At 66.1% G+C, this 17956-nt stretch carries 15 protein-coding genes; 8 read left to right on the forward strand and 7 right to left on the reverse strand.

The window, feature by feature from the left end; genetic code table 11:
* The first annotated feature begins 1063 nt into the window (after positions 1-1063).
* Positions 1064-1573, forward strand: coding sequence for an HIT family protein (locus FB548_RS00010; protein WP_142122741.1), 510 nt, complete (start codon positions 1064-1066; stop codon positions 1571-1573).
* 105 nt (positions 1574-1678) lie between these two features.
* On the opposite strand, the gene FB548_RS00015 is transcribed toward FB548_RS00010, so the two are convergent.
* From FB548_RS00015 to acs, 4 genes are all read right to left on the reverse strand, one after another.
* Positions 1679-2836 (reverse strand): NAD-dependent epimerase/dehydratase family protein, encoded by a 1158-nt coding sequence (locus FB548_RS00015; protein WP_185741913.1) that lies wholly within the window; start codon positions 2834-2836, stop codon positions 1679-1681.
* A complete protein-coding gene (locus tag FB548_RS00020) occupies positions 2833-4188 on the reverse strand; it encodes a Gfo/Idh/MocA family oxidoreductase (RefSeq protein ID WP_345775914.1) in 1356 nt (451 codons plus the stop codon). The genes FB548_RS00015 and FB548_RS00020 overlap by 4 nt, the downstream gene beginning before the upstream one ends.
* A 146-nt stretch (positions 4189-4334) precedes the next feature.
* Positions 4335-5003, reverse strand: a complete 669-nt coding sequence (locus tag FB548_RS00025) for a response regulator transcription factor (RefSeq protein ID WP_142122744.1) — start codon at positions 5001-5003, stop codon at positions 4335-4337.
* Between the two features lie 117 nt (positions 5004-5120).
* Positions 5121-7064, reverse strand: a complete 1944-nt coding sequence (gene acs, locus FB548_RS00030) for an acetate--CoA ligase (RefSeq protein ID WP_142122745.1) — start codon at positions 7062-7064, stop codon at positions 5121-5123.
* Positions 7065-7385: 321 nt separating this feature from the next.
* Between acs and FB548_RS00035 the strand changes: the two genes are divergently transcribed.
* The 3 genes from FB548_RS00035 (at position 7386) to FB548_RS00045 (ending at position 10947) form a co-directional block, all read left to right on the forward strand.
* A complete protein-coding gene (locus FB548_RS00035; RefSeq protein ID WP_142122746.1) occupies positions 7386-8771 on the forward strand; it encodes a DcaP family trimeric outer membrane transporter in 1386 nt (461 codons plus the stop codon).
* Positions 8772-8782: 11 nt separating this feature from the next.
* Positions 8783-10444, forward strand: a complete 1662-nt coding sequence (locus tag FB548_RS00040) for an MFS transporter (RefSeq protein WP_142122747.1) — start codon at positions 8783-8785, stop codon at positions 10442-10444.
* A 122-nt stretch (positions 10445-10566) separates the two neighbouring features.
* The gene (locus tag FB548_RS00045; protein ID WP_142122748.1) at positions 10567-10947 is read left to right on the forward strand and encodes a tautomerase family protein; all 381 of its coding nucleotides are present in this window, start codon (positions 10567-10569) and stop codon (positions 10945-10947) included.
* Between the two features lie 6 nt (positions 10948-10953).
* On the opposite strand, the gene FB548_RS00050 is transcribed toward FB548_RS00045, so the two are convergent.
* Complete coding sequence (locus tag FB548_RS00050) at positions 10954-11286, reverse strand: hypothetical protein (RefSeq protein WP_142124024.1); 333 nt, start codon at positions 11284-11286, stop codon at positions 10954-10956.
* Positions 11287-11371: 85 nt separating this feature from the next.
* Between FB548_RS00050 and FB548_RS00055 the strand changes: the two genes are divergently transcribed.
* From FB548_RS00055 to FB548_RS00070, 4 genes are all read left to right on the forward strand, one after another.
* A complete protein-coding gene (locus FB548_RS00055; RefSeq protein ID WP_142122749.1) occupies positions 11372-12205 on the forward strand; it encodes an ATP-binding cassette domain-containing protein in 834 nt (277 codons plus the stop codon).
* Complete coding sequence (gene mutM, locus FB548_RS00060) at positions 12198-13025, forward strand: bifunctional DNA-formamidopyrimidine glycosylase/DNA-(apurinic or apyrimidinic site) lyase (RefSeq protein WP_142122750.1); 828 nt, start codon at positions 12198-12200, stop codon at positions 13023-13025. The genes FB548_RS00055 and mutM overlap by 8 nt, the downstream gene beginning before the upstream one ends.
* A gap of 83 nt (positions 13026-13108) precedes the next feature.
* A complete protein-coding gene (locus FB548_RS00065) occupies positions 13109-13675 on the forward strand; it encodes an ECF-type sigma factor (RefSeq protein ID WP_142122751.1) in 567 nt (188 codons plus the stop codon).
* 24 nt (positions 13676-13699) lie between these two features.
* Positions 13700-16504, forward strand: coding sequence for a serine/threonine-protein kinase (locus FB548_RS00070; protein WP_142122752.1), 2805 nt, complete (start codon positions 13700-13702; stop codon positions 16502-16504).
* 6 nt (positions 16505-16510) lie between these two features.
* Here FB548_RS00070 and FB548_RS00075 read toward each other — a convergent pair whose 3' ends face one another.
* Together FB548_RS00075 and FB548_RS00080 are read right to left on the reverse strand one after the other, a co-directional pair.
* Positions 16511-17134 carry a thymidine kinase gene (locus FB548_RS00075; RefSeq protein ID WP_142122753.1) on the reverse strand — a complete coding sequence of 208 codons (624 nt, stop codon included), beginning with the start codon at positions 17132-17134 and terminating at the stop codon, positions 16511-16513.
* A 31-nt stretch (positions 17135-17165) separates the two neighbouring features.
* Positions 17166-17873: a sel1 repeat family protein gene (locus FB548_RS00080; protein WP_142122754.1), complete on the reverse strand. Its 708-nt coding sequence runs from the start codon at positions 17871-17873 to the stop codon at positions 17166-17168.
* Positions 17874-17956 lie beyond the last annotated feature (83 nt).

Here is a 17956-nt window from a genome sequence, read left to right on the forward strand (position 1 = left end):
TGAATTACGGTGCGGCTACACCGAGGCGTTATCGGGCGCGCACGCCGGGTTCTCGGCCACTACAGTAGGGAAGTTCAAAGACATAAGGCGTTAGGGTGCAGATCAAATGCAGCGCGTACTTCTAGCTATCCTTCTGTCCGCATCATTCGCAACGACCGGAGCCGAGTGGCCCAATGATCCTGATGCTGATCCATGCAATGCCGGAAGTGCGCGAGGTCAAGGAGAGTGCGCAAAGCGCAAGCTGGACCAGCACAATAAAGCAATGCTCGCCATCTACGCCCAACTCATCGATGCCCTACCGCAAGATCATGGTGAGTCCTCGGCACGTGTTCGTTTGACCCATGCACAGACCGCATGGCTTCACTATCGTGATGCAACGTGTTCGTTTGAGGGCAGCATCTCCGGCGGCGCGCCTATTTGGCAGTCCACACGCACCGTGTATTGTCTGACCTCTTTCACAGAAGACCGCATCATGAGGCTGCGTGCTTACTTGGCATGCGCCAAAGAGGAGCCAGATGCATGCAAAGAATTTGTGTAGTCGGACTGCACCCTAACAATTCATTCAAGCCGAACCCGCTTCGCGGGTCGGCTTAACTCTGGTGTTGGGTTCCATGAGAAAGATTGTCGCGGCCTTGTTGCTAGTACTTCCTTGGTCCGTTGCCGCTCAGGATTGCACCTGCCAACCAGTGAAAGCCGATCCGCTTGACTGGGCTAGAGGCATGTACCAAAGCTCCACGTACGTATTCCTCGGCACTGTCGCATCTATTGCGCCACCGCAGATTGGTTCCAATGAGACTCGAGATCAACCAACTGTCAGCGTCACTGAGACCTACAAGGGCAACTTTCCCGGTGGTGAGATTCGTAACTTTGATTGCGGCACAGGCGTACTTCCAGGCGAGAGCGTGATGTTCTTTCTGGATGGGTACAAGCGAATCAGATCGTGCTCCACGTACCCCAAAGGATTGACGGAGCGCCAAATAAAGGCTGCTGTAGCCGAGTTGTCCGGCGATGGCAGGTAAATTAACACCCCTGGTGCAACAGCCCCGTCTGATGGGAGAGGTAGATGATCGAACTCCCCTTGAGGGATCCATGCGACCTTTGCGTGGCGGCTCGCGAAGAACATTGGAAGATCATCGACGAGAGCAAACATACCTTGACCGTGATCAATCCGTGGCAATTCGAAGTTGGCCAGTGCTGCGTTATCACACGTCGCCATGTCGCAACGCTGCTTGATCTTTCCGATCTGGAATGCGAGGCCGTCATGATCTCGGCCAAGCGAGTCGCAGAGGCACTCGTCACGACCTATCGACCCCTCGGAATCCTGACGTTCCAGAACAACGGGGTCTTCAGCGGGCAGGAAACACCGCACTTCCATTTCCATGTCGTCCCTCGACAGAAGGGCAGCGATTGGGGCGTGGGTCCACCCCAACTCGCCACCTTCGATGGCGCCGGACGAGCAAGGGGTAGCTCACACGATCCAGGCGGAGATGAACAGCGCCGAGAGCGGGTCCGGGCTTCCGCCGAGCAGCTTGCCGAGGCCGTGGAGCTGATCCGCTCTAATCTGCCGGAGTAACCTGTTTGCTGCGGTGTTCCGGCTCAGGCGCCGGACAACGGCGAGTCTGGCACGGAGCCAATCGGTGACCGCCCGGCCATTCGCACGGGCCTTGCAACCTTTCGATCACACGATGCGCGCGAAACGCATCCATTCACCCGTGCGCCGCGCGCCGAGCGCGAACGAATGCGCCGGCACCCAGCCCAGCCGGGTCCTGGCCAGATCGTTCGACACCCATGATCGATATGCCTCGCGTACGACGCGGCCTTCGCTGGGCATCCGTACCGGCGGATGGTCGTCGGCATGGATGGCGGGGCCGCGATTCTGCAGTCGCGACTTGATCTTCAGTTTCTGCTCGGGGCTGATCCGACGGGCCACCAGCTCCTTGGTGCCCCGGATCAACTGACCTAGCGATGGGATGGTGCCCAACTGGGCATGGAATGCCGGGGAAGCCGCCAGCCGGATGGCTGCCTTGATGCTGTCGCGCGCATTCGGCTGCTTGGACTTCCAATAGGCTGCGATGTCTTCGAGCGCGTGGTCATGGACGGTCTTCTCGCCCTCGACCATGCCGGCGAACGTGGTGATGAAGTCCCCCCACGTCATGCGGGTATCGCCATTGATCAGGAACGCAGCGCCGACCGCGTCGTCGCGTTCGAGCGCCGCCATGATCGCTTCGCAGACATCATCGACGTACACCGCGTTGCAGATGCCCCGGCCGCCATCGATCAGGCTGATCCGACCCGCCCGCGCGTCCTGGACGATCGGCGTGACGAAGAAGCTGTAGGGACCGTAGACAATGGTGGGACGGAGCACGACGGTCTCCAGCGCGCCTCGCTTGCCGGCTGCCACCACCACGGCCTCGGACGCTGCTTTGGCATCGGAGTAGGCCTCGTTCCATCGCTGGATAGGCGCGGTGGCCTCGGTGAGCACGTCCAGCTTGGGCGATGGGCCATGCACGGCCATCGAGCTGACGTGGACGAAGCGACGGACGCCGGCACGCGTGCAGGCCTCGATCAACTGCGTGACCTGCGTCCGGGCGCTCTCGTCGTCGCCGTGGGCTAGGTTGACGACGGCATCGCATCCCTCCACTGCCCGCGCAAGGCTGTCGGCGTCGAGCATGTCGCCTGCGACCAGCTCGGTATCCAGCCGGGCGATCCGCACGGCGCGCGAGAAGTCGCGGACCAGCGCACGGTACGGGAGCCGGTACTCGAGCGACAGGAGTTCGCACAGGCGTGAACCGATGAACCCGGTGGCGCCGGTGACGAGGATCTTGGCGGGCATCATGCCGAGGACCCCATGCGTGCCAGCCATGGTTGCGCCATGGGTGTGCGCCTCGCATACGCCTTCTCGATGACGGCGAGCGCGTGCAGCGCCGACTCCCCGGTGACGAACGGTGCGCGCCGCTCGCGGACTGCCCCGATGAAGTCGTCGAGCTGCGCGCGGTAGTGGCTGCGCCCATCCCATCGCTTGGCACACAGGATCTGCATCTCCATCGGGCCACGGCGCGTGGTCCGGTGGAGTGTCAGCGTGCGGGGATCCGAGGTTGAAGCCTCGAGCGTGCCGCGCTCGCCCACTACCCGGATACTGCGACGCAGGCGGTGCGACCAGCTGAACTCCAGGCGCGCGGGCACCGGCCGCCCACCCATCTGCAGCGTGCCGGTCAGCTTCGCATTGCTCTCGAAGCCACCAAACGCGTCGTCCTCGTAGGCGATTTCCGTGAGGTCGCCGAACAGCCACAGCACCCGATCAAGCAGGTGCACGCCGGTATCGAACAGAACGCCGCCGCCCGTCGCATTGCGGTCGAAGTAGCTGTTGCTCGCCATCGGCCAGTCGAGGGGGGCACCGTCCTCGACGATCACTTCACAGGCCTCGCCGATCTCACCGTCCTCCACCAGGTCCGCAAGCCACCTGTTGTGGGGGAAGAACCGCATCATGAGCGCAACCGCCAGCACGCGACCGGTCCTGCGCGCGGCTTCCACCATCTTCTGTCCGTCGGCGACCGTTATCGCCAACGGCTTCTCGCACAGGACGTCGATCCCCATCTCCATCAACTGGATGGCGACGGGCGCGTGAAAGCGCGGCGGGACGGCCACGATGGCGGCATCGACCTTGCCGGCAAGCCCGGCGAGCTCGGTGGTGATCTCCGCCTCGACACCACCGGCGCGTGCGGCATGCGTGGCGTTGCGGTGGTCGCGGTCGCAGAGCACGGTCACCTCGACCCGACGGTCCCCGATGATCACGGGCAGATGCGCTTCGCGCGTGATTGCCCCGCACCCCACAATGCCAAGCCGTACGGGCTGGTTGGAATCAAAGCTCGTCAAGGTCCCTCTCCGTGTCAGCACACTAGCGATACGTAAATTGGCCCATCGACCGGCCGTGTGGTGGACCACCTCGCAAATTTGCCTGGGCGGGAATGCGACCTCGCCCGGGGCCGATGCCGCCCGGCCCTGAGTGCCCACAACAGGCGTAACCCGACGCATCACGGCGTCAGGCGCGATGATCCTTGCCGCAACATGAGACGACAGGAGCCTGATGGCTTCGCAGAAATGGCGGAGGCCATCGCGTAGTGCGCGAGCATCGCGACGACGTCGACTGGCAGCTCCCGGACCCGCCAGACGTAGCCATCGCGCGCGCATGCTTTCGCTCAAGCTTCACGATGTCTTCGCCTCGTCTTGCGGACGGGTGCATTCCATGCTGATGTCCCGATCCGTTGCGGGCGGCGGGCGCGTGCTTGGTGTTCGCGCCGTGGCTGGTGTGGCGTACCACACCGATGGCGGGCGCCCTACTCCGCTTCTTCCGGCGGTAACACGATGCCGTCCGGGTCCACGGCCAGGCGACCGGCCGCGAGCACGGCCTGGGTGCGGTTGGTGACGTGCAGCTTGCGCAGGATGGCGGTGACATGGGCCTTGATGGTGGCCTCGGACACGCCCAGGTCGTAGGCGATCTGCTTGTTGAGGCGGCCGGCGCCGAGCATCTGCAGCACCTTGAACTGCTGCGGCGTGAGGTCGCGCAGGCGTTGCGCGGTTTCCTGTTCGTCCCGGCTGGTGGCCGGTGCGTTGTGCGCTTCGGCCGGCACCCAGCGCTCGCCATCGAGTACGGCGCCGATGGCCTGGCCGATGGTGTCCGAATCGGCCGACTTGGGAATGAAGCCGAGCGCGCCATGGTCGAGCGCGCGGCGCATGACCGCCGGCTCCTCGCGCGCCGATACGATGACCACGGGCAGCTGCGGATGCAGCGCGCGCAGGTGCACCAGCGCGTTGAAGCCGTGCGCGCCGGGCATGTTGAGGTCCATCAACAGCAGGTCAGCGTCCGGGTGCGCGTCCACCAGCACGTACAACGCATCCACGCTGTCGGCTTCGTGCAGCTTCACGCCCGGCATCACGCGCTGCACGGCGCCGCGGAGCGCTTCGCGGAACAGCGGGTGGTCGTCAGCGATCAGCAGGGTGGGCATGGCGGTGCGGTCCATCGTGGGGGAAGGGTAATCCGTGGGGTTCGTGCTGCACAGGTGCGGGCGTCACACGCCCGCATGCTGCTGGCCCGCCGCCTCCCCGCGACGGGCCGGTCGTGCTTACTTGACCTTGCGCTCGGCGACCAGCGATTCCACCACCGTGGGGTCGGCCAGTGTCGAGGTGTCGCCGAGTTGCTCGGGCGCGTTCTCGGCGATCTTGCGCAGGATGCGGCGCATGATCTTGCCCGAACGCGTCTTCGGCAGGCCGGGGGCCCACTGCAGGTGGTCCGGCGTGGCGATGGGTCCGATCTCCTTCCGCACCCAGGCCACGAGTTCCTTCAGCAGCTCGTCGCTCTGCGCTTCGCCGGCCTTCAGGGTGACGTAGGCGTAGATGCCTTGCCCCTTGATGTCGTGCGGAAAGCCGACCACGGCCGCCTCGGCCACCTTCGGGTGCGCGACCAGTGCGCTTTCCACTTCGGCGGTGCCGATGCGGTGGCCGGAAACATTGATCACGTCATCCACGCGGCCGGTGATCCAGTAGTAACCGTCGGCATCACGGCGGCAGCCGTCGCCGGTGAAGTACGTGCCGGGATACGTGCGGAAGTAGGTGTCGATGAAACGCTGGTGGTCTCCGTACACGGTGCGCATCTGGCCCGGCCAGGAATCCAGCAGCACCAGGTTGCCTTCGGTGGCGCCTTCGAGCTGCTCGCCATTGGCATCGACCAGCGCGGGCCGCACGCCGAAGAACGGCAGTGTGGCAGAACCCGGCTTGAGGTCGATGGCGCCGGCCAGCGGGGTGATCAGGATGCCGCCGGTCTCGGTCTGCCACCACGTATCGACGATGGGGCAGCGCGCGTCGCCGACCACGTCGTAGTACCAGCGCCAGGCTTCGGGGTTGATCGGCTCGCCCACGCTGCCCAGCAGGCGGAGCGACGCGCGCGAGGTCTTCTTCACCGGCGCCTCGCCTTCGCGCATCAGCGCGCGGATGGCGGTGGGAGCGGTGTAGAAGATGGTGACCTTGTGCTTGTCGATGACGTCCCAGAAGCGCGACACGTTGGGATAGTTGGGCACGCCCTCGAACATCACCGCGGTGGCGCCATTGGCCAGCGGGCCGTAGACGATGTAGCTGTGGCCGGTGACCCAACCCACGTCGGCGGTGCACCAGTAGATGTCGTCCTCGCGCAAGTCGAACACGGCTTCGTGCGTGTACGCCGCGTACAGCAGGTAGCCACCGGTGGTGTGCAGCACGCCCTTGGGCTTGCCGGTGGAACCGGAGGTGTAGAGGATGAAGAGCGGGTCCTCCGCGTTCATGCGCTCGGGCTCGCACTCGGCGGGCTGCGCGTCGACGACGGCATCGAACCAGCGGTCGCGCGGCATCTGCATGTCGACGGCGCCACCGGTGTGGCGCACGACCAGGACGGTCTCGACGGAATTGGTGCCCGGCAGCTTCAGCGCGGCATCTACGTTCGCCTTCAGCGGTACCTTCTTGCCACCGCGCAGGCCTTCGTCGGCGGTGATGATCAACTTGGTGCCGCAATCGGCCACGCGGTCGGCGATGGAATTGGGTGCGAAGCCGCCGAAGACCACCGAGTGGATGGCGCCGATGCGTGCGCACGCAAGCATGGCCACCGCCGCGTCCGGAATCATCGGCAGGTAGATCGTCACGCGGTCGCCCTTCTGCACGCCCAGCGCGCGCAGCGCGTTGGCCAGCCTGCAGGTGCGTTCGTAAAGCTCCCGATAGGTGACGCCGTACGAGGGTGCGTCGGGGCTGTCGGGCTCGAACAGCAGGGCGACCTTGTCGCCGCGCGTGGCCAGCTGTCGGTCGAGGCAGTTGACGCTGGCATTGAGTTCGCCATCGGCGAACCAGCGGATATGGAAATCGTCGAGGGCGTAGCTGACGTCCTTGATCTGCGTCGGCTTCTTGAACCAGTCCAGGCGCTCGGCTGCCCTGCTCCAGAATGCATCGGGATCGTCGATCGAGGCCTGGTAATCGCGCAGGTACTGCTCGCGCGTGATGCGCGCGCTGGCGGCGAATTCCGGCTTGACCGGATAGAGATCAGTCATGAGGTCCTCCCGGGACGTTCCTGTGAAGCGTCGATTCTGAAGCATGGACGAAGACCGGGCGAAGCGACGGAAGTAGGTCGTGCGGTGCGTCCGGCACGCCGAGTTTGACGCATACGGTCGTGCGGCATCGCAGCATCCGGCTTAGACAATGGTCGTAAAGCAGCCGCGTGCTCCCTGCGACCGATCGCCGCACCCCTTCTGCGGCAAGGGTTTGCCTGCCCGACGGTGCGATTACGACTAATGGCGAATAGGCGCTGCCGGCGCGCAGGCGCAAGTCTCCGTCAGCCGCGCAACGCGGCCATCAACCTTTCGGGAGGGGTTATGACCCAACGTTCCGCACTCATGGCGCGACGGCCACTGGCCGCTGCGCTCTTCGTCGCATTGCTCGCGCCAGGCATGGCATTCGCGCAGACCGCCAAGGAAAAAGCCCTGGAGGCGCGCGTCGCCGACCTTGAGCGGCAGGTGCAGATGCTGCTGTCCGCGCAGCAACAGCAGCAGTCGCAGATCACCACCACGCAGGAGCAGGTGACGCAAGTGCAGGCCTCGCAGGCCGCACTGCCGGCACCCGTGCCCACCGGCAAGCAGCCGATCCAGAACACCACCATCCTGACCGCCGCCACGCCGGGCAGCACGTTCTCGTATGGCGGCTTCATCAAGCTGGATGCGATGGCCACCGACACCAGCGACGGCCGCATCGCCGACGGCTCGTCGGGCCGCCTGTTCTACGTGCCCAGCACCATTCCGGTGGGCGGCGCCGGTGCCGACGGTGGCGATGCCTACGCCGACTTCCATGCGCAGTTCTCGCGCTTCTGGTTGAGCACCGACCATGTCACCGAGGGCGGCGACAAGTTCAAGACCTATATTGAAGCGGACTTCTTCGGCGGCGGCAGCAATGCGCTGGCCGGCAACGAAACCGCCACCAACACCTACGCCGTCAGCCTGCGCCACGCCTACGTGACCTGGAACAGCTGGCTGGCCGGCCAGACCTGGTCCAACTTCATGGACGTGGCGGCACTGCCGGATGCGGTCGACTTTGTCGGTCCGACCGACGGCACCGTATTCGTGCGCCAGGCGCAGGTGCGCTACACCAAGGGCCCATGGTCGTTCTCGATTGAGAATCCGCAGACCACGGTCACGCCCTATCTCGCCGGCACCCGCTTCAACAGCGGCGACAACGCGATGCCCGATGTCACGGCACGCTGGCTGACCAAGGGCGACTGGGGCCACTTCACCGTCGCCGGCATGGTGCGCCAGTTCAAGGTCGCCGACGAAACCGACACTGGCGGTTCGGTGAGCGTGTCGGGCAAGTTCAACCTGGGCAAGAGCGATGACATCCGCTATGCGGTCAATGCCGGCCAGGGTATCGGCCGCTACCTGGCGTTCGGCGTGGGCAGCGACGTGGTCACCGAGGCCGATGGCGACATCAGCGCGCTGGACGGCTACGGCGGTTTCGTGGCATGGCGCCATGTCTTCAGCCCGAAGATCCGCACCAACCTGATGTATGCCGCCTCGCACTTCGACAACGACGCCGCACTCACCGGCTTCGGCGTCACCGAGCGCACGCAGTCCATGCACGCCAACCTGATCTACTCGCCGTTCCCGAAACTGGATATCGGGGCGGAGCTCATCTACGGGCAGCGTTCGCTTGAGGACGACCGCGAAGGCGACCTGAAGCGTCTGCACACGACCGTCAAATACACTTTCTGAGGGGAAACCACATGAGTTCCACGACTGTGCAGCATTCGTCGTCGGGCGAGCTGACGAAGGGCCACAAGAAGGTCATCTTCGCCTCCAGCCTCGGCACCGTGTTCGAGTGGTACGACTTCTATCTCTACGGCTCGCTGGCGGTCATCATCGCCAAGCAGTTCTTCAGTGGCGTCAACGAAACCACCGGCATGATCTTCGCGCTGCTGGCGTTCGCGGCCGGCTTCTTCGTACGTCCGTTCGGCGCTGCCTTCTTCGGTAGCCTCGGCGACCGCATCGGCCGCAAGTACACCTTCCTGGTCACCATCCTGATCATGGGCATCTCGACCTTCCTGGTCGGCGTGCTGCCCAACTACGCGACGATCGGTTTCGCCGCGCCGGTGATCCTGATTATCCTTCGCCTGGCGCAGGGCCTGGCGATGGGCGGCGAGTACGGTGGCGCAGCCACCTACGTGGCCGAGCACGCGCCGCCCGGCAAGCGCGGCCTGTACACCGCATTCATCCAGACCACCGCGACGCTGGGACTGTTCCTGTCGCTGGCGGTGATCCTGGCGTGCCGCCTGACGCTGGGCACCGAGGCATTCGAAGACTGGGGCTGGCGCATTCCGTTCCTGGGCTCGATCGTGCTGTTGGGCGTGTCCGTGTGGATCCGCCTGCAGCTGGCCGAATCCCCGCTGTTCCAGCAGATGAAGGCCGAAGGCAAGGGCTCGAAGAAGCCGTTCCGCGACAGCCTGCAGGGCGGCAACCTGAAGCTGATGCTGCTGGTGTTGTTCGGCGCCACCGCCGGCCAGGCCGTGGTGTGGTACGGCGGCCAGTTCTACGCGCTGTTCTTCCTGCAGAGCATGATCAAGGTGGACCCGACGGTGTCGTACCTGCTGATCGCCGGTGCACTACTGCTCGCCACGCCGTTCTTCCTGTTCTTCGGCTGGCTGTCGGACAGGATCGGCCGCAAGAAGATCATCATGGCCGGCTGCCTGCTGGCCGCGCTGACCTACTTCCCGATCTTCAAGGGCATCACCCACTACGCCAACCCGGCCATCGAGGAAGCCCGCACGTCGTCGCCGGCCGTAGTCGTCGCCGACCCGGCCACCTGCAGCTTCCAGTTCGATCCGGTCGGCATCCGCAAGTTCACCAGCTCGTGCGACGTGGCCACGGCTGCGCTGACCAAGGCCGGCGTGCCGCATGAAATCCAACCGGGTCCGGCTGGCGAAGTGGCCAAGGTCCAGGTCGGCGGCTCCGCGGTGGCTTCGTACGAGGCGGCGGGCCTGTCGAAGGATGACCTGAAGGCGAAGTCGGGCGAGTTCGGCGCCGCGCTGAAGGGCGCGCTGACCAGCGCCGGCTATCCGGAGAAGGCGGACACCGCGCGCATCAACATCCCGATGACGCTGTTCCTGCTGTGGGTGCTGGTGATCTACGTGACCATGGTCTACGGCCCGATCGCCGCGTACCTGGTGGAGCTGTTCCCCACGCGCATCCGCTACACCTCCATGTCGCTGCCGTACCACATCGGCAATGGCTGGTTCGGTGGCTTCCTGCCGGCGATCTCGTTCGCCCTGGTGGCAGGTACGGGCAACCTGTACTACGGCCTGTGGTATCCGATCGGTATCGCGGTAATGACGCTGATTATCGGCACGCTGTTCCTGCGTGAGACCAACCACGTCGACATCACGAAGTAAACGCTCCTCCCCCGCCGGTCCCTCCAGGGCCGGCAACCCGGACGCCGGCCTTCGTGGCCGGCGTTTTCTTTTTGGTGCATTCGCGGATGTAAGCTGGCCCTCCCGCCACGAGGGCATGCGCCATGCCACTGATCACCCTGACCATCCGCAAGCCCAAGGACGACGCATTCAAGTCATCCGTGCTGGACGCCGTGCATGCCGCGCTGGTGGCCTCGGGCGTGCCCATTGCCGATCGTTTCCAGCGCGTGCTGGAACTGTCGGCGGAGGATTTCCGCTACGACCCGGCCTATCCGGATGTCGCCGGTGCACGCGACGAGGACTTCGTGCTGATCGAAATCCTGTGGTCGGCAGGACGCAGCGTGAAAGTGAAGAAAGCGCTTCTCTCGGATCTGATGCAGCGCCTGGCCGCCGCCGGCAGGAATCCGGAGAACGTGATGGTCTGCTTCAAGGAAACCACATGGGAGAACTGGGCGTTCGCAGGGGGACGCCTGATCCATACATGAGACGGATCACCGTGGCGGTGCCGCCAGCTCCTTTTCGCTGAGGAAGCCGCTGCCGTCCACATCCTGCCGTCTGAAGCGGTCGGCCAGCTGCGCCAGGTGCGCCTCGCGGGTGATCGGCTTGCCTCTCCCGCCCGGCAATTCCTCCACGGACAGCACGCCGTCGCGGTTACGGTCCATGCCGTCGAACGCGTAGCTCATCCAGGCCTGGTACTCGGCCAGGCTGACGCGGTGGTCGCGATCGGTATCCATGCGTGCGAGGTAATCGCCGGTGGCGGCGACCTGGGCCAGCACGGGCAGGGGTACGACGGTGAGCAGGAGTGCGGAGAAGAACAGGTGCATGGCGGCATTGTAGAGCCGCCGGGCGTTGCCGTTGCCCGCGACGATTCGGGTACGCTGCACCAGCAACCTCTCCCCTCGCCCCGCGATGAACCTGCCTGCATCCCCTGTCGCTGCAACGCTCGCAGCCCCACTGTTCGAACTGGACCGCGCCACCGTGGTGCGCGGCGCCACGCGCGTCCTGCACGACCTGTCGCTGACCATCCCGCTGGGCCAACATACAGCCATCCTCGGCCCGAACGGCTGCGGCAAGTCGACGTTCATCAAGCTGATCAATCGCGAGTTGTATCCCCTGGCACGCGAAGGAGACGCGCCGGTGAAGGTGTTCGGCCTGCGGCGCTGGAACGTGAACGAACTGCGCAACCGCCTGGGCCTGGTCACCAGCGACCTGACCCGCGACCTGCAGCAGACGCCGTACCTGCGCGTGGAGGACGCCGTGGTGACGGGCTTCTTCTCCAGCTTCGTGGTGCCTCCGCACCGGCAGGTGGACCCCGGCATGCGCGCCCGTGCACGGCACGCACTGGAGCAGGTGCGCGCGATACCGCTGGCCGACCGCCAGGTGGCGGAACTGTCCACCGGTGAGATGCGGCGCGTGCTGATTGCGCGGGCACTGGTGCATGAGCCGGAGGCGCTGCTGCTGGACGAGCCTACTGCCGGCCTGGACCTGGTCGCACGGCAACACTTCCTGGAGCTGATGCGCAGCCTGGCGCAGCGCGGCATCACCCTGGTGCTGGTGACCCACCACATCGAGGAGATCATTCCCGAGATCGACCGCGTGCTGCTGCTTCGCAACGGCGCAGTCCATGCCGACGGCGGCCGTGCCACTACGCTGACCGATGCGCAACTGAGCCAGGCCTTCGGCGGTCCGATCCAGGTGCGTCACGAAGGCGGCTTCTACGCCGCGATGCCCGCCCATGCCTGAGTTGCCCGAGGTCGAAACCACGCGCCGTGGCCTGGCGCCCCACGTGGAAGGCCGCCGCATCCATACGGTGACGCTGCGCCGGCCCGATCTGCGCTGGCCGATTCCCCCGGAAGTGGCGCGCGAACTGCCCGGCCAGCGGATCGATGCCGTCCGGCGCCGTGCAAAGTACCTGCTGATGGACACCGCCGCAGGCAGCGCGGTGCTGCACCTGGGCATGTCCGGCAGCCTGCGCGTGCTGCCGGCGACCACCCGGGTAGGTGCGCACGACCACGTGGACATCGCGCTGGACAGCGAACGTGGCAGGTCCGGCCGCGTGCTGCGCTTCACCGACCCGCGCCGCTTCGGCTGCCTGCTGTGGCAGCCCGTCGGCCAGGTGCATCCGCTGCTGCAGGGGCTGGGGCCGGAGCCGTTGTCGGATGCGTTCGACGGCGACTACCTGTTCGCGCTCAGCCGCGGCCGACGGGCACCCGTCAAGACCTTCCTGATGGACCAGGCCGTGGTGGTGGGCGTGGGCAACATCTACGCGGCGGAAAGCCTGTTCCGCGCCGGCATCTCGCCGCTGCGTGCGGCCGGCAAGGTGTCGCGGGAGCGCTACGTGGCGCTGGCGACGGCCGTGAAGGACATCCTCGCCTATGCCATCACCCGCGGCGGGACCACGCTGCGGGATTTCCTCAATCCGGACGGTGCACCGGGCTATTTCGAGCAGGAACTGTCGGCTTACGGCCGTGGCGGCGAAGCCTGCCCGCGCTGCGGCCGGGCGATGAAGCAGGCCACCATCGGCCAGCGGACCACAGTCTGGTGCGGGTACTGCCAGCGCTGACGACCCGGGCGGGCCCCTGCCACGATCACGTCCTGTGAGAGAAATGACGTTATATTCGCGCCCTTGGCTCGTGGGGAAGACGGATGGCCGACGCACCTGACATCACCTTGTGGCTGGACTCGGCCCGTAGCGGCGATCGCGCTGCGCTGGACCGCGTGCTGGCCACGCTGTACCAGGAACTGCACACCATGGCGCGCCGCCAGCTGTCTGGCCAGCACGGCTACACGCTGGATGCGACCGCGCTGGTGCACGAGTCCTACCTGAAGCTGCTCGGCTCCACCGGCACCGCCAAGTTCGAGGACCGCGCGCACTTCTTCGCGTACGCCGCCTCGTCGATGCGCAGCGTGGTGGTGGATTACGCCCGCAGCCGGCTGGCGCGCAAGCGCGGCGGCGACCTCAAGCGCGTAGCGGACATTCCCGAAGAGGTGGAAGGCAACCTGCGCCTGGACGAGGACATGCTGGCGCTGAACGACGCGCTGGAGAAGCTGGCTTCCGCCGACGAGCGCCTGGCGCAGGTGGTGGAGATGCGCTATTTCGCCGGCCTGTCCGAGCTGGAGATCGCCGAGCTGCTGCAACGCTCCGAACGCAGCATCCGCCGCGACTGGCAGAAGGCGCGCATGTTCCTGCTGTCGGTCATGCAGGACAGCTGAGACCCGTACTGCGCGCCCCCTGAGATGGACGCCGAACGCTGGCAACGCTTGTCCCCGCTGCTGGACATCCTGCTGGAACTCGATCCGGACGCCCGGGCGCAGCAACTGGAAATCCTGCGCGCCGACGACCCCGATGCCGCGCGCGAGTTGGAGAAACTGCTCGCCCTGGAAGAGGAAGGCGACGACTTCATCGACCAGCCCCTGGTCGACAAGCCGGGCCAGCTGAAACCGGGCATGCGGGTGGGGCCCTACCAGCTGGAATCGATGCTGGGCGAAGGCGGCATGGGCATGGTGTGGCTGGCCTCGCGTGCGGACGGCCTGTACCAGCGCCGCGTCGCGCTGAAGCTGCTTCGCCCCGGCCTGGCCGATCCCAACCTGCGCCTGCGCTTCACCCGCGAACGCGAAATCCTTGCGCGCCTCGAGCATCCGAACATCGCGCGCCTGCTGGACGCCGGCATCGGCAGCGAAGGCCAGCCTTACCTGGCGCTGGAATACGTGGAAGGCGTGTCGATCACCGACTACTGCCTGGCCAACAACATCGGCCTGGACACGCGGCTGACGCTGTTCCTGCAGATCTGTGAAGCGGTCAGCCATGCGCACGCGAACCTGATCGTCCACCGCGACCTCAAGCCGTCCAACATCCTGGTCACGCCCAATGGCGAGGTGCGCCTGCTGGACTTCGGCATCGCCAAGCTGCTCGACGACCCGGAGCCTGCTCCCGTACATCCACGCACCGAGGTGCGCGCCTTCACCCTGCACTACGCGGCGCCGGAGCAGGTACGCGGCGAACTCGTCACCACCATGACCGACGTGTATTCGCTGGGCGTGGTGCTGTACGAACTGATCGCGGACACCAAGCCCTATCGCCTGCGCCGGCAGACCGACGCCGAATGGGAGCAGGCGATCCTCGCCGTAGAACCGTTGAAACCCTCGGTGGCGACACTGCGCACCACCGACGGCAGCCGCAGCCGATGCCCGGATGCCCGCCGCAACGCACGCAGGCTGGCCGGCGATCTGGACAACATCGCGCTGAAAGCCTTGCAGAAGGCGCCGGAGCAGCGCTATCCGTCCGTCGAAGCGATGTCGCAGGACCTGCGGCGGCACATCGAGGGGCGCCCCGTGCTGGCGCGCCCCCAGAGCATGGGCTACCGGCTGCATAAGTACCTCATCCGGCAACGCTGGACACTCGCCTTCGGCGGCCTGGCGGCTGCCGTGCTGGTGACCGCATTGGCGGTGAGCCTCTGGCAGGGCCGCCAGGCGATGCGCGAGGCGGCGCGTGCGCAGGCCATGCAGAACTTCGTAATCGGCCTGTTCGACAATGCCACCGCGTCGCAGCAGGGCAACACCTTCGATGCGCGCGAGCTGCTGGCGGCCGGCGAACGGCGCGGCGCACGCGAACTCGCCAACCAGCCACGCGCGCAGGCAGAACTGCTGGGCGTGATCGCCCGCCTGCGGCTGGGCCTGGGCGACTACCACGAGTCGCTGGCGCTGCTGGAAAAGCAGGCGCGGGTACTCGCGACAGCGAACGATGCGCCCGACAGCCTGCGCCTGCAGGCCGCGACCCAGCACGGACGCGTACTGCGTCTGCTCGGGCGTTCGCGCCAATGCGTGCAGGTGATGGCGCCGATGGAGGCGCGGCTGGCGTCGCTCGATTCCCGGTTGCCGCTTCTGGTGGCCGAGTTCCGGTCGCAGAACGGACGCTGCCGTGCCGACGCCGGCGAGAAACAGGTGGCGCGTCAGATGTTCGAAGGCTCGCTGGATATCCGCCGCGCCCTGAAGGACGAAGCGGGCGTAGCGGAAAACATGCGCGACCTGGCCCAGCTGGATGTCGAACTTGGCAACGCCGACGCCGGCGCGCGTGGCTACCGCGCCGCACTGGCACACCTGCAGGCACACGGCCATGCACGTCATACGCTGGCCATCGAGATCCAGCGCAGCCTGGCATTGCTGTACCGCAACCGCGGCGATACGGATGCGGCGCTGGCCTCGTTCCAGCGCGCGCGCGCGCTGTCCGAGGACATCCATGGCGCGCGTCATCCGCTCACCCAAGCCCTGCGCCGCCACATCGCGGCCGTACAGGTCGACCTGGGCCAGCTGGGTGAAGCCGACGAGGAACTCCGCCGCCTGCACGCGATGACGCTGGAGTCGCTGGGCCCGCAGCATCGCGACACGGCGTCGAGTTGGAATTCGATGGGCATCATCGCTTGGGAACGGGGCGACAACGAGACTGCGGTGCACAATGTCGCCCGGGCCGTCGGCATCTGGCGCAGCAGCGAGAGCCTGCAGATCCTGCCCGGCGGGCTGTTCAATTACGGCATGGTGCTGCATAGCGCTGGCCGCCACGACGAAGCACTCGCGGTACTGGAAGAATCGCGGCAGATGCGGGTGACGACGATCGGCGCCAGCCATGCATTGATCGGCGAGACGGACCGCATGATCGGCGAAGTGCTGGCCGCCAAGGGTGACCTTCGGGGCGCCAGCGCGCGCTTCGATCGCGCCGTGCGCCTGACCCGCGTGGGCTTCGGTCCGGAGCATCCGCGCACCTGGTTCGCCGAACTGTCCATGGCCCGTCACCTGACGCGGCTGGGGCGCCCGCAGGACGCCGTCGCCCCACTGGAAGGACTGACGCGTCATGAGGGTGGCGGCAGCGAAGCGCCGAAGCTGCGCTGGCTCGCCCGCGCCTATCTGGCCGAAGCGCGTTGCGGCATGGGCGAGAAGGAACGCGCGCGGCGCGAGTTGGATGCCCTGGCGGGAGAACTTCGCAGCGCACTGCCTGATGGCGGCATCATTCCGCGTGAAGTCGCCGACCTGCGCACCGCCTGCCGTTGAGGCCGGTCACTCCAGCAACAACCCCGGCTGTTGGGGATCGATGCGACCCTCGCCGCGCGCGATCTTCTTGAATTCCGCGCGGCTGACCGAGACATAGCGTTCGTTGCCGCCGATCTCCACCTGCGGCCCATCCTGCACGGCGAGCCCCTGCTCGTTGACCCGCACGGTCATGATCGCCTTCTTGCCGGTATGGCAGATGGTCTTGATCTCGCTGATCTCGTCCGCCCAGGCCAGCAGGTACTGGCTGCCTTCGAACAGCTCGCCGCGGAAGTCGGTACGCAGGCCGTAACACAGCACGGGGATGCGCAGCGCGTCCACCACTTCGCTGAGCTGCCAGACCTGGGCGCGGCTGAGGAACTGCGCTTCATCCACCAGCACGCAATCGAGCTTGCCATGCACGGCGATGTCATCGCGAATCCGGCGCTCGAGGTCATCATCGCGCTCGAATGCCACCGCATCCGCACGCAGACCGATGCGCGACGCCACCACGCCGGGTCCGGCACGGTCGTCCAGCCGCGGGGTCAGGATCGCCACGCGCATCCCGCGCTCGCGGTAGTTGTGCGCCGACTGCAGCAGCGTGGTGGTCTTCCCGGCGTTCATCGCCGAATAGTAGAAATAGAGTTTGGCCATGCCGTCATTGTAAAACGGGCGGGCTTCCCGCTTATCTGCCTTCGGGCGCCTTCACCGGCTCCACTTCGCCCACGTCGACCTTGCCCCTCATGGGCGCCTTCCAGATCGCGTCCTGCAGCCGCCAGTAGTACTCGGGCTGCCAGTACTTGCGGTCGTAGTACTGGTCACCCCGCACCGTCATGCCGGTGCCGGCCAGCGGCCCGGTGTGGGGAATGATGGTGAGGTTGCCCACGTAGCCGACGCGGCTGCCGGTCGTGCTGCGCGTGGCCCGTCGCAGGATCTTCTCCAGCCGCGGCTTGGCCGCCCCGTCGCCGTATTCGGCCAGGATCGCCTGCCCGCGCTCGATGGCCTCCTTGCGCTGTACGTCGTCCAGCCGCGCCCAGTAGAACTCGCGCTGGGCGAGGAAGTCCGGATAGAGCCGCTCGGCCGCGATGTCCATCCATGCGTAGGCGATGGCACGATCCTGCGTGACCCCGGTGCCCTGCCAGTACATGTCCGCGATGATCGCCTGCGAGGGCTTGTCGGCATGGAAGGCCGCGCGCTTGAACCGTTCCAGCGCGCCGGCATAGTCCTGCCGTTCGTAAGCGCGCGCGCCCTCCGACCGCCACCGCAGGTCCGGGTGCGCGGCCAGGAAGCCTTCGGTCAACACCGCCTGATCGAGCTTCGGCTCCTGGGCCGTCGCCGGCCCCATCGGCAACAGGGCCACCATGACCAGCACACAGCAACGGAAGGCATTCATGGCGATACGCCTGCATCCGGAAGCATGGAGTGTCGACATGCTAGGAGAAGCAGGGCGCCGTTGTCTGTAAACTGATGGCCTAC

It is taken from the genome of Pseudoxanthomonas sp. 3HH-4 (assembly GCF_006716465.1).
Classification (GTDB): Bacteria; Pseudomonadota; Gammaproteobacteria; order Xanthomonadales; family Xanthomonadaceae; genus Pseudoxanthomonas_A.

What these genes read in the sequence shown, in the direction of transcription:
- FB548_RS00020 (WP_345775914.1), bottom strand. Translation starts at nt 4,188, where the DNA reads ATGCGCGCGCGATGGCTACGTCTGGCGGGTCCGGGAGCTGCCAGTCGA.
- mutM (WP_142122750.1), top strand. Translation starts at nt 12,198, where the DNA reads ATGCCTGAGTTGCCCGAGGTCGAAACCACGCGCCGTGGCCTGGCGCCC.
- FB548_RS00045 (WP_142122748.1), top strand. Translation starts at nt 10,567, where the DNA reads ATGCCACTGATCACCCTGACCATCCGCAAGCCCAAGGACGACGCATTC.
- FB548_RS00010 (WP_142122741.1), top strand. Translation starts at nt 1,064, where the DNA reads ATGATCGAACTCCCCTTGAGGGATCCATGCGACCTTTGCGTGGCGGCT.
- FB548_RS00050 (WP_142124024.1), bottom strand. Translation starts at nt 11,286, where the DNA reads ATGCACCTGTTCTTCTCCGCACTCCTGCTCACCGTCGTACCCCTGCCC.
- FB548_RS00015 (WP_185741913.1), bottom strand. Translation starts at nt 2,836, where the DNA reads ATGATGCCCGCCAAGATCCTCGTCACCGGCGCCACCGGGTTCATCGGT.
- FB548_RS00040 (WP_142122747.1), top strand. Translation starts at nt 8,783, where the DNA reads ATGAGTTCCACGACTGTGCAGCATTCGTCGTCGGGCGAGCTGACGAAG.
- FB548_RS00080 (WP_142122754.1), bottom strand. Translation starts at nt 17,873, where the DNA reads ATGAATGCCTTCCGTTGCTGTGTGCTGGTCATGGTGGCCCTGTTGCCG.
- acs (WP_142122745.1), bottom strand. Translation starts at nt 7,064, where the DNA reads ATGACTGATCTCTATCCGGTCAAGCCGGAATTCGCCGCCAGCGCGCGC.
- FB548_RS00025 (WP_142122744.1), bottom strand. Translation starts at nt 5,003, where the DNA reads ATGCCCACCCTGCTGATCGCTGACGACCACCCGCTGTTCCGCGAAGCG.
- FB548_RS00070 (WP_142122752.1), top strand. Translation starts at nt 13,700, where the DNA reads ATGGACGCCGAACGCTGGCAACGCTTGTCCCCGCTGCTGGACATCCTG.
- FB548_RS00065 (WP_142122751.1), top strand. Translation starts at nt 13,109, where the DNA reads ATGGCCGACGCACCTGACATCACCTTGTGGCTGGACTCGGCCCGTAGC.
- FB548_RS00035 (WP_142122746.1), top strand. Translation starts at nt 7,386, where the DNA reads ATGACCCAACGTTCCGCACTCATGGCGCGACGGCCACTGGCCGCTGCG.
- FB548_RS00055 (WP_142122749.1), top strand. Translation starts at nt 11,372, where the DNA reads ATGAACCTGCCTGCATCCCCTGTCGCTGCAACGCTCGCAGCCCCACTG.
- FB548_RS00075 (WP_142122753.1), bottom strand. Translation starts at nt 17,134, where the DNA reads ATGGCCAAACTCTATTTCTACTATTCGGCGATGAACGCCGGGAAGACC.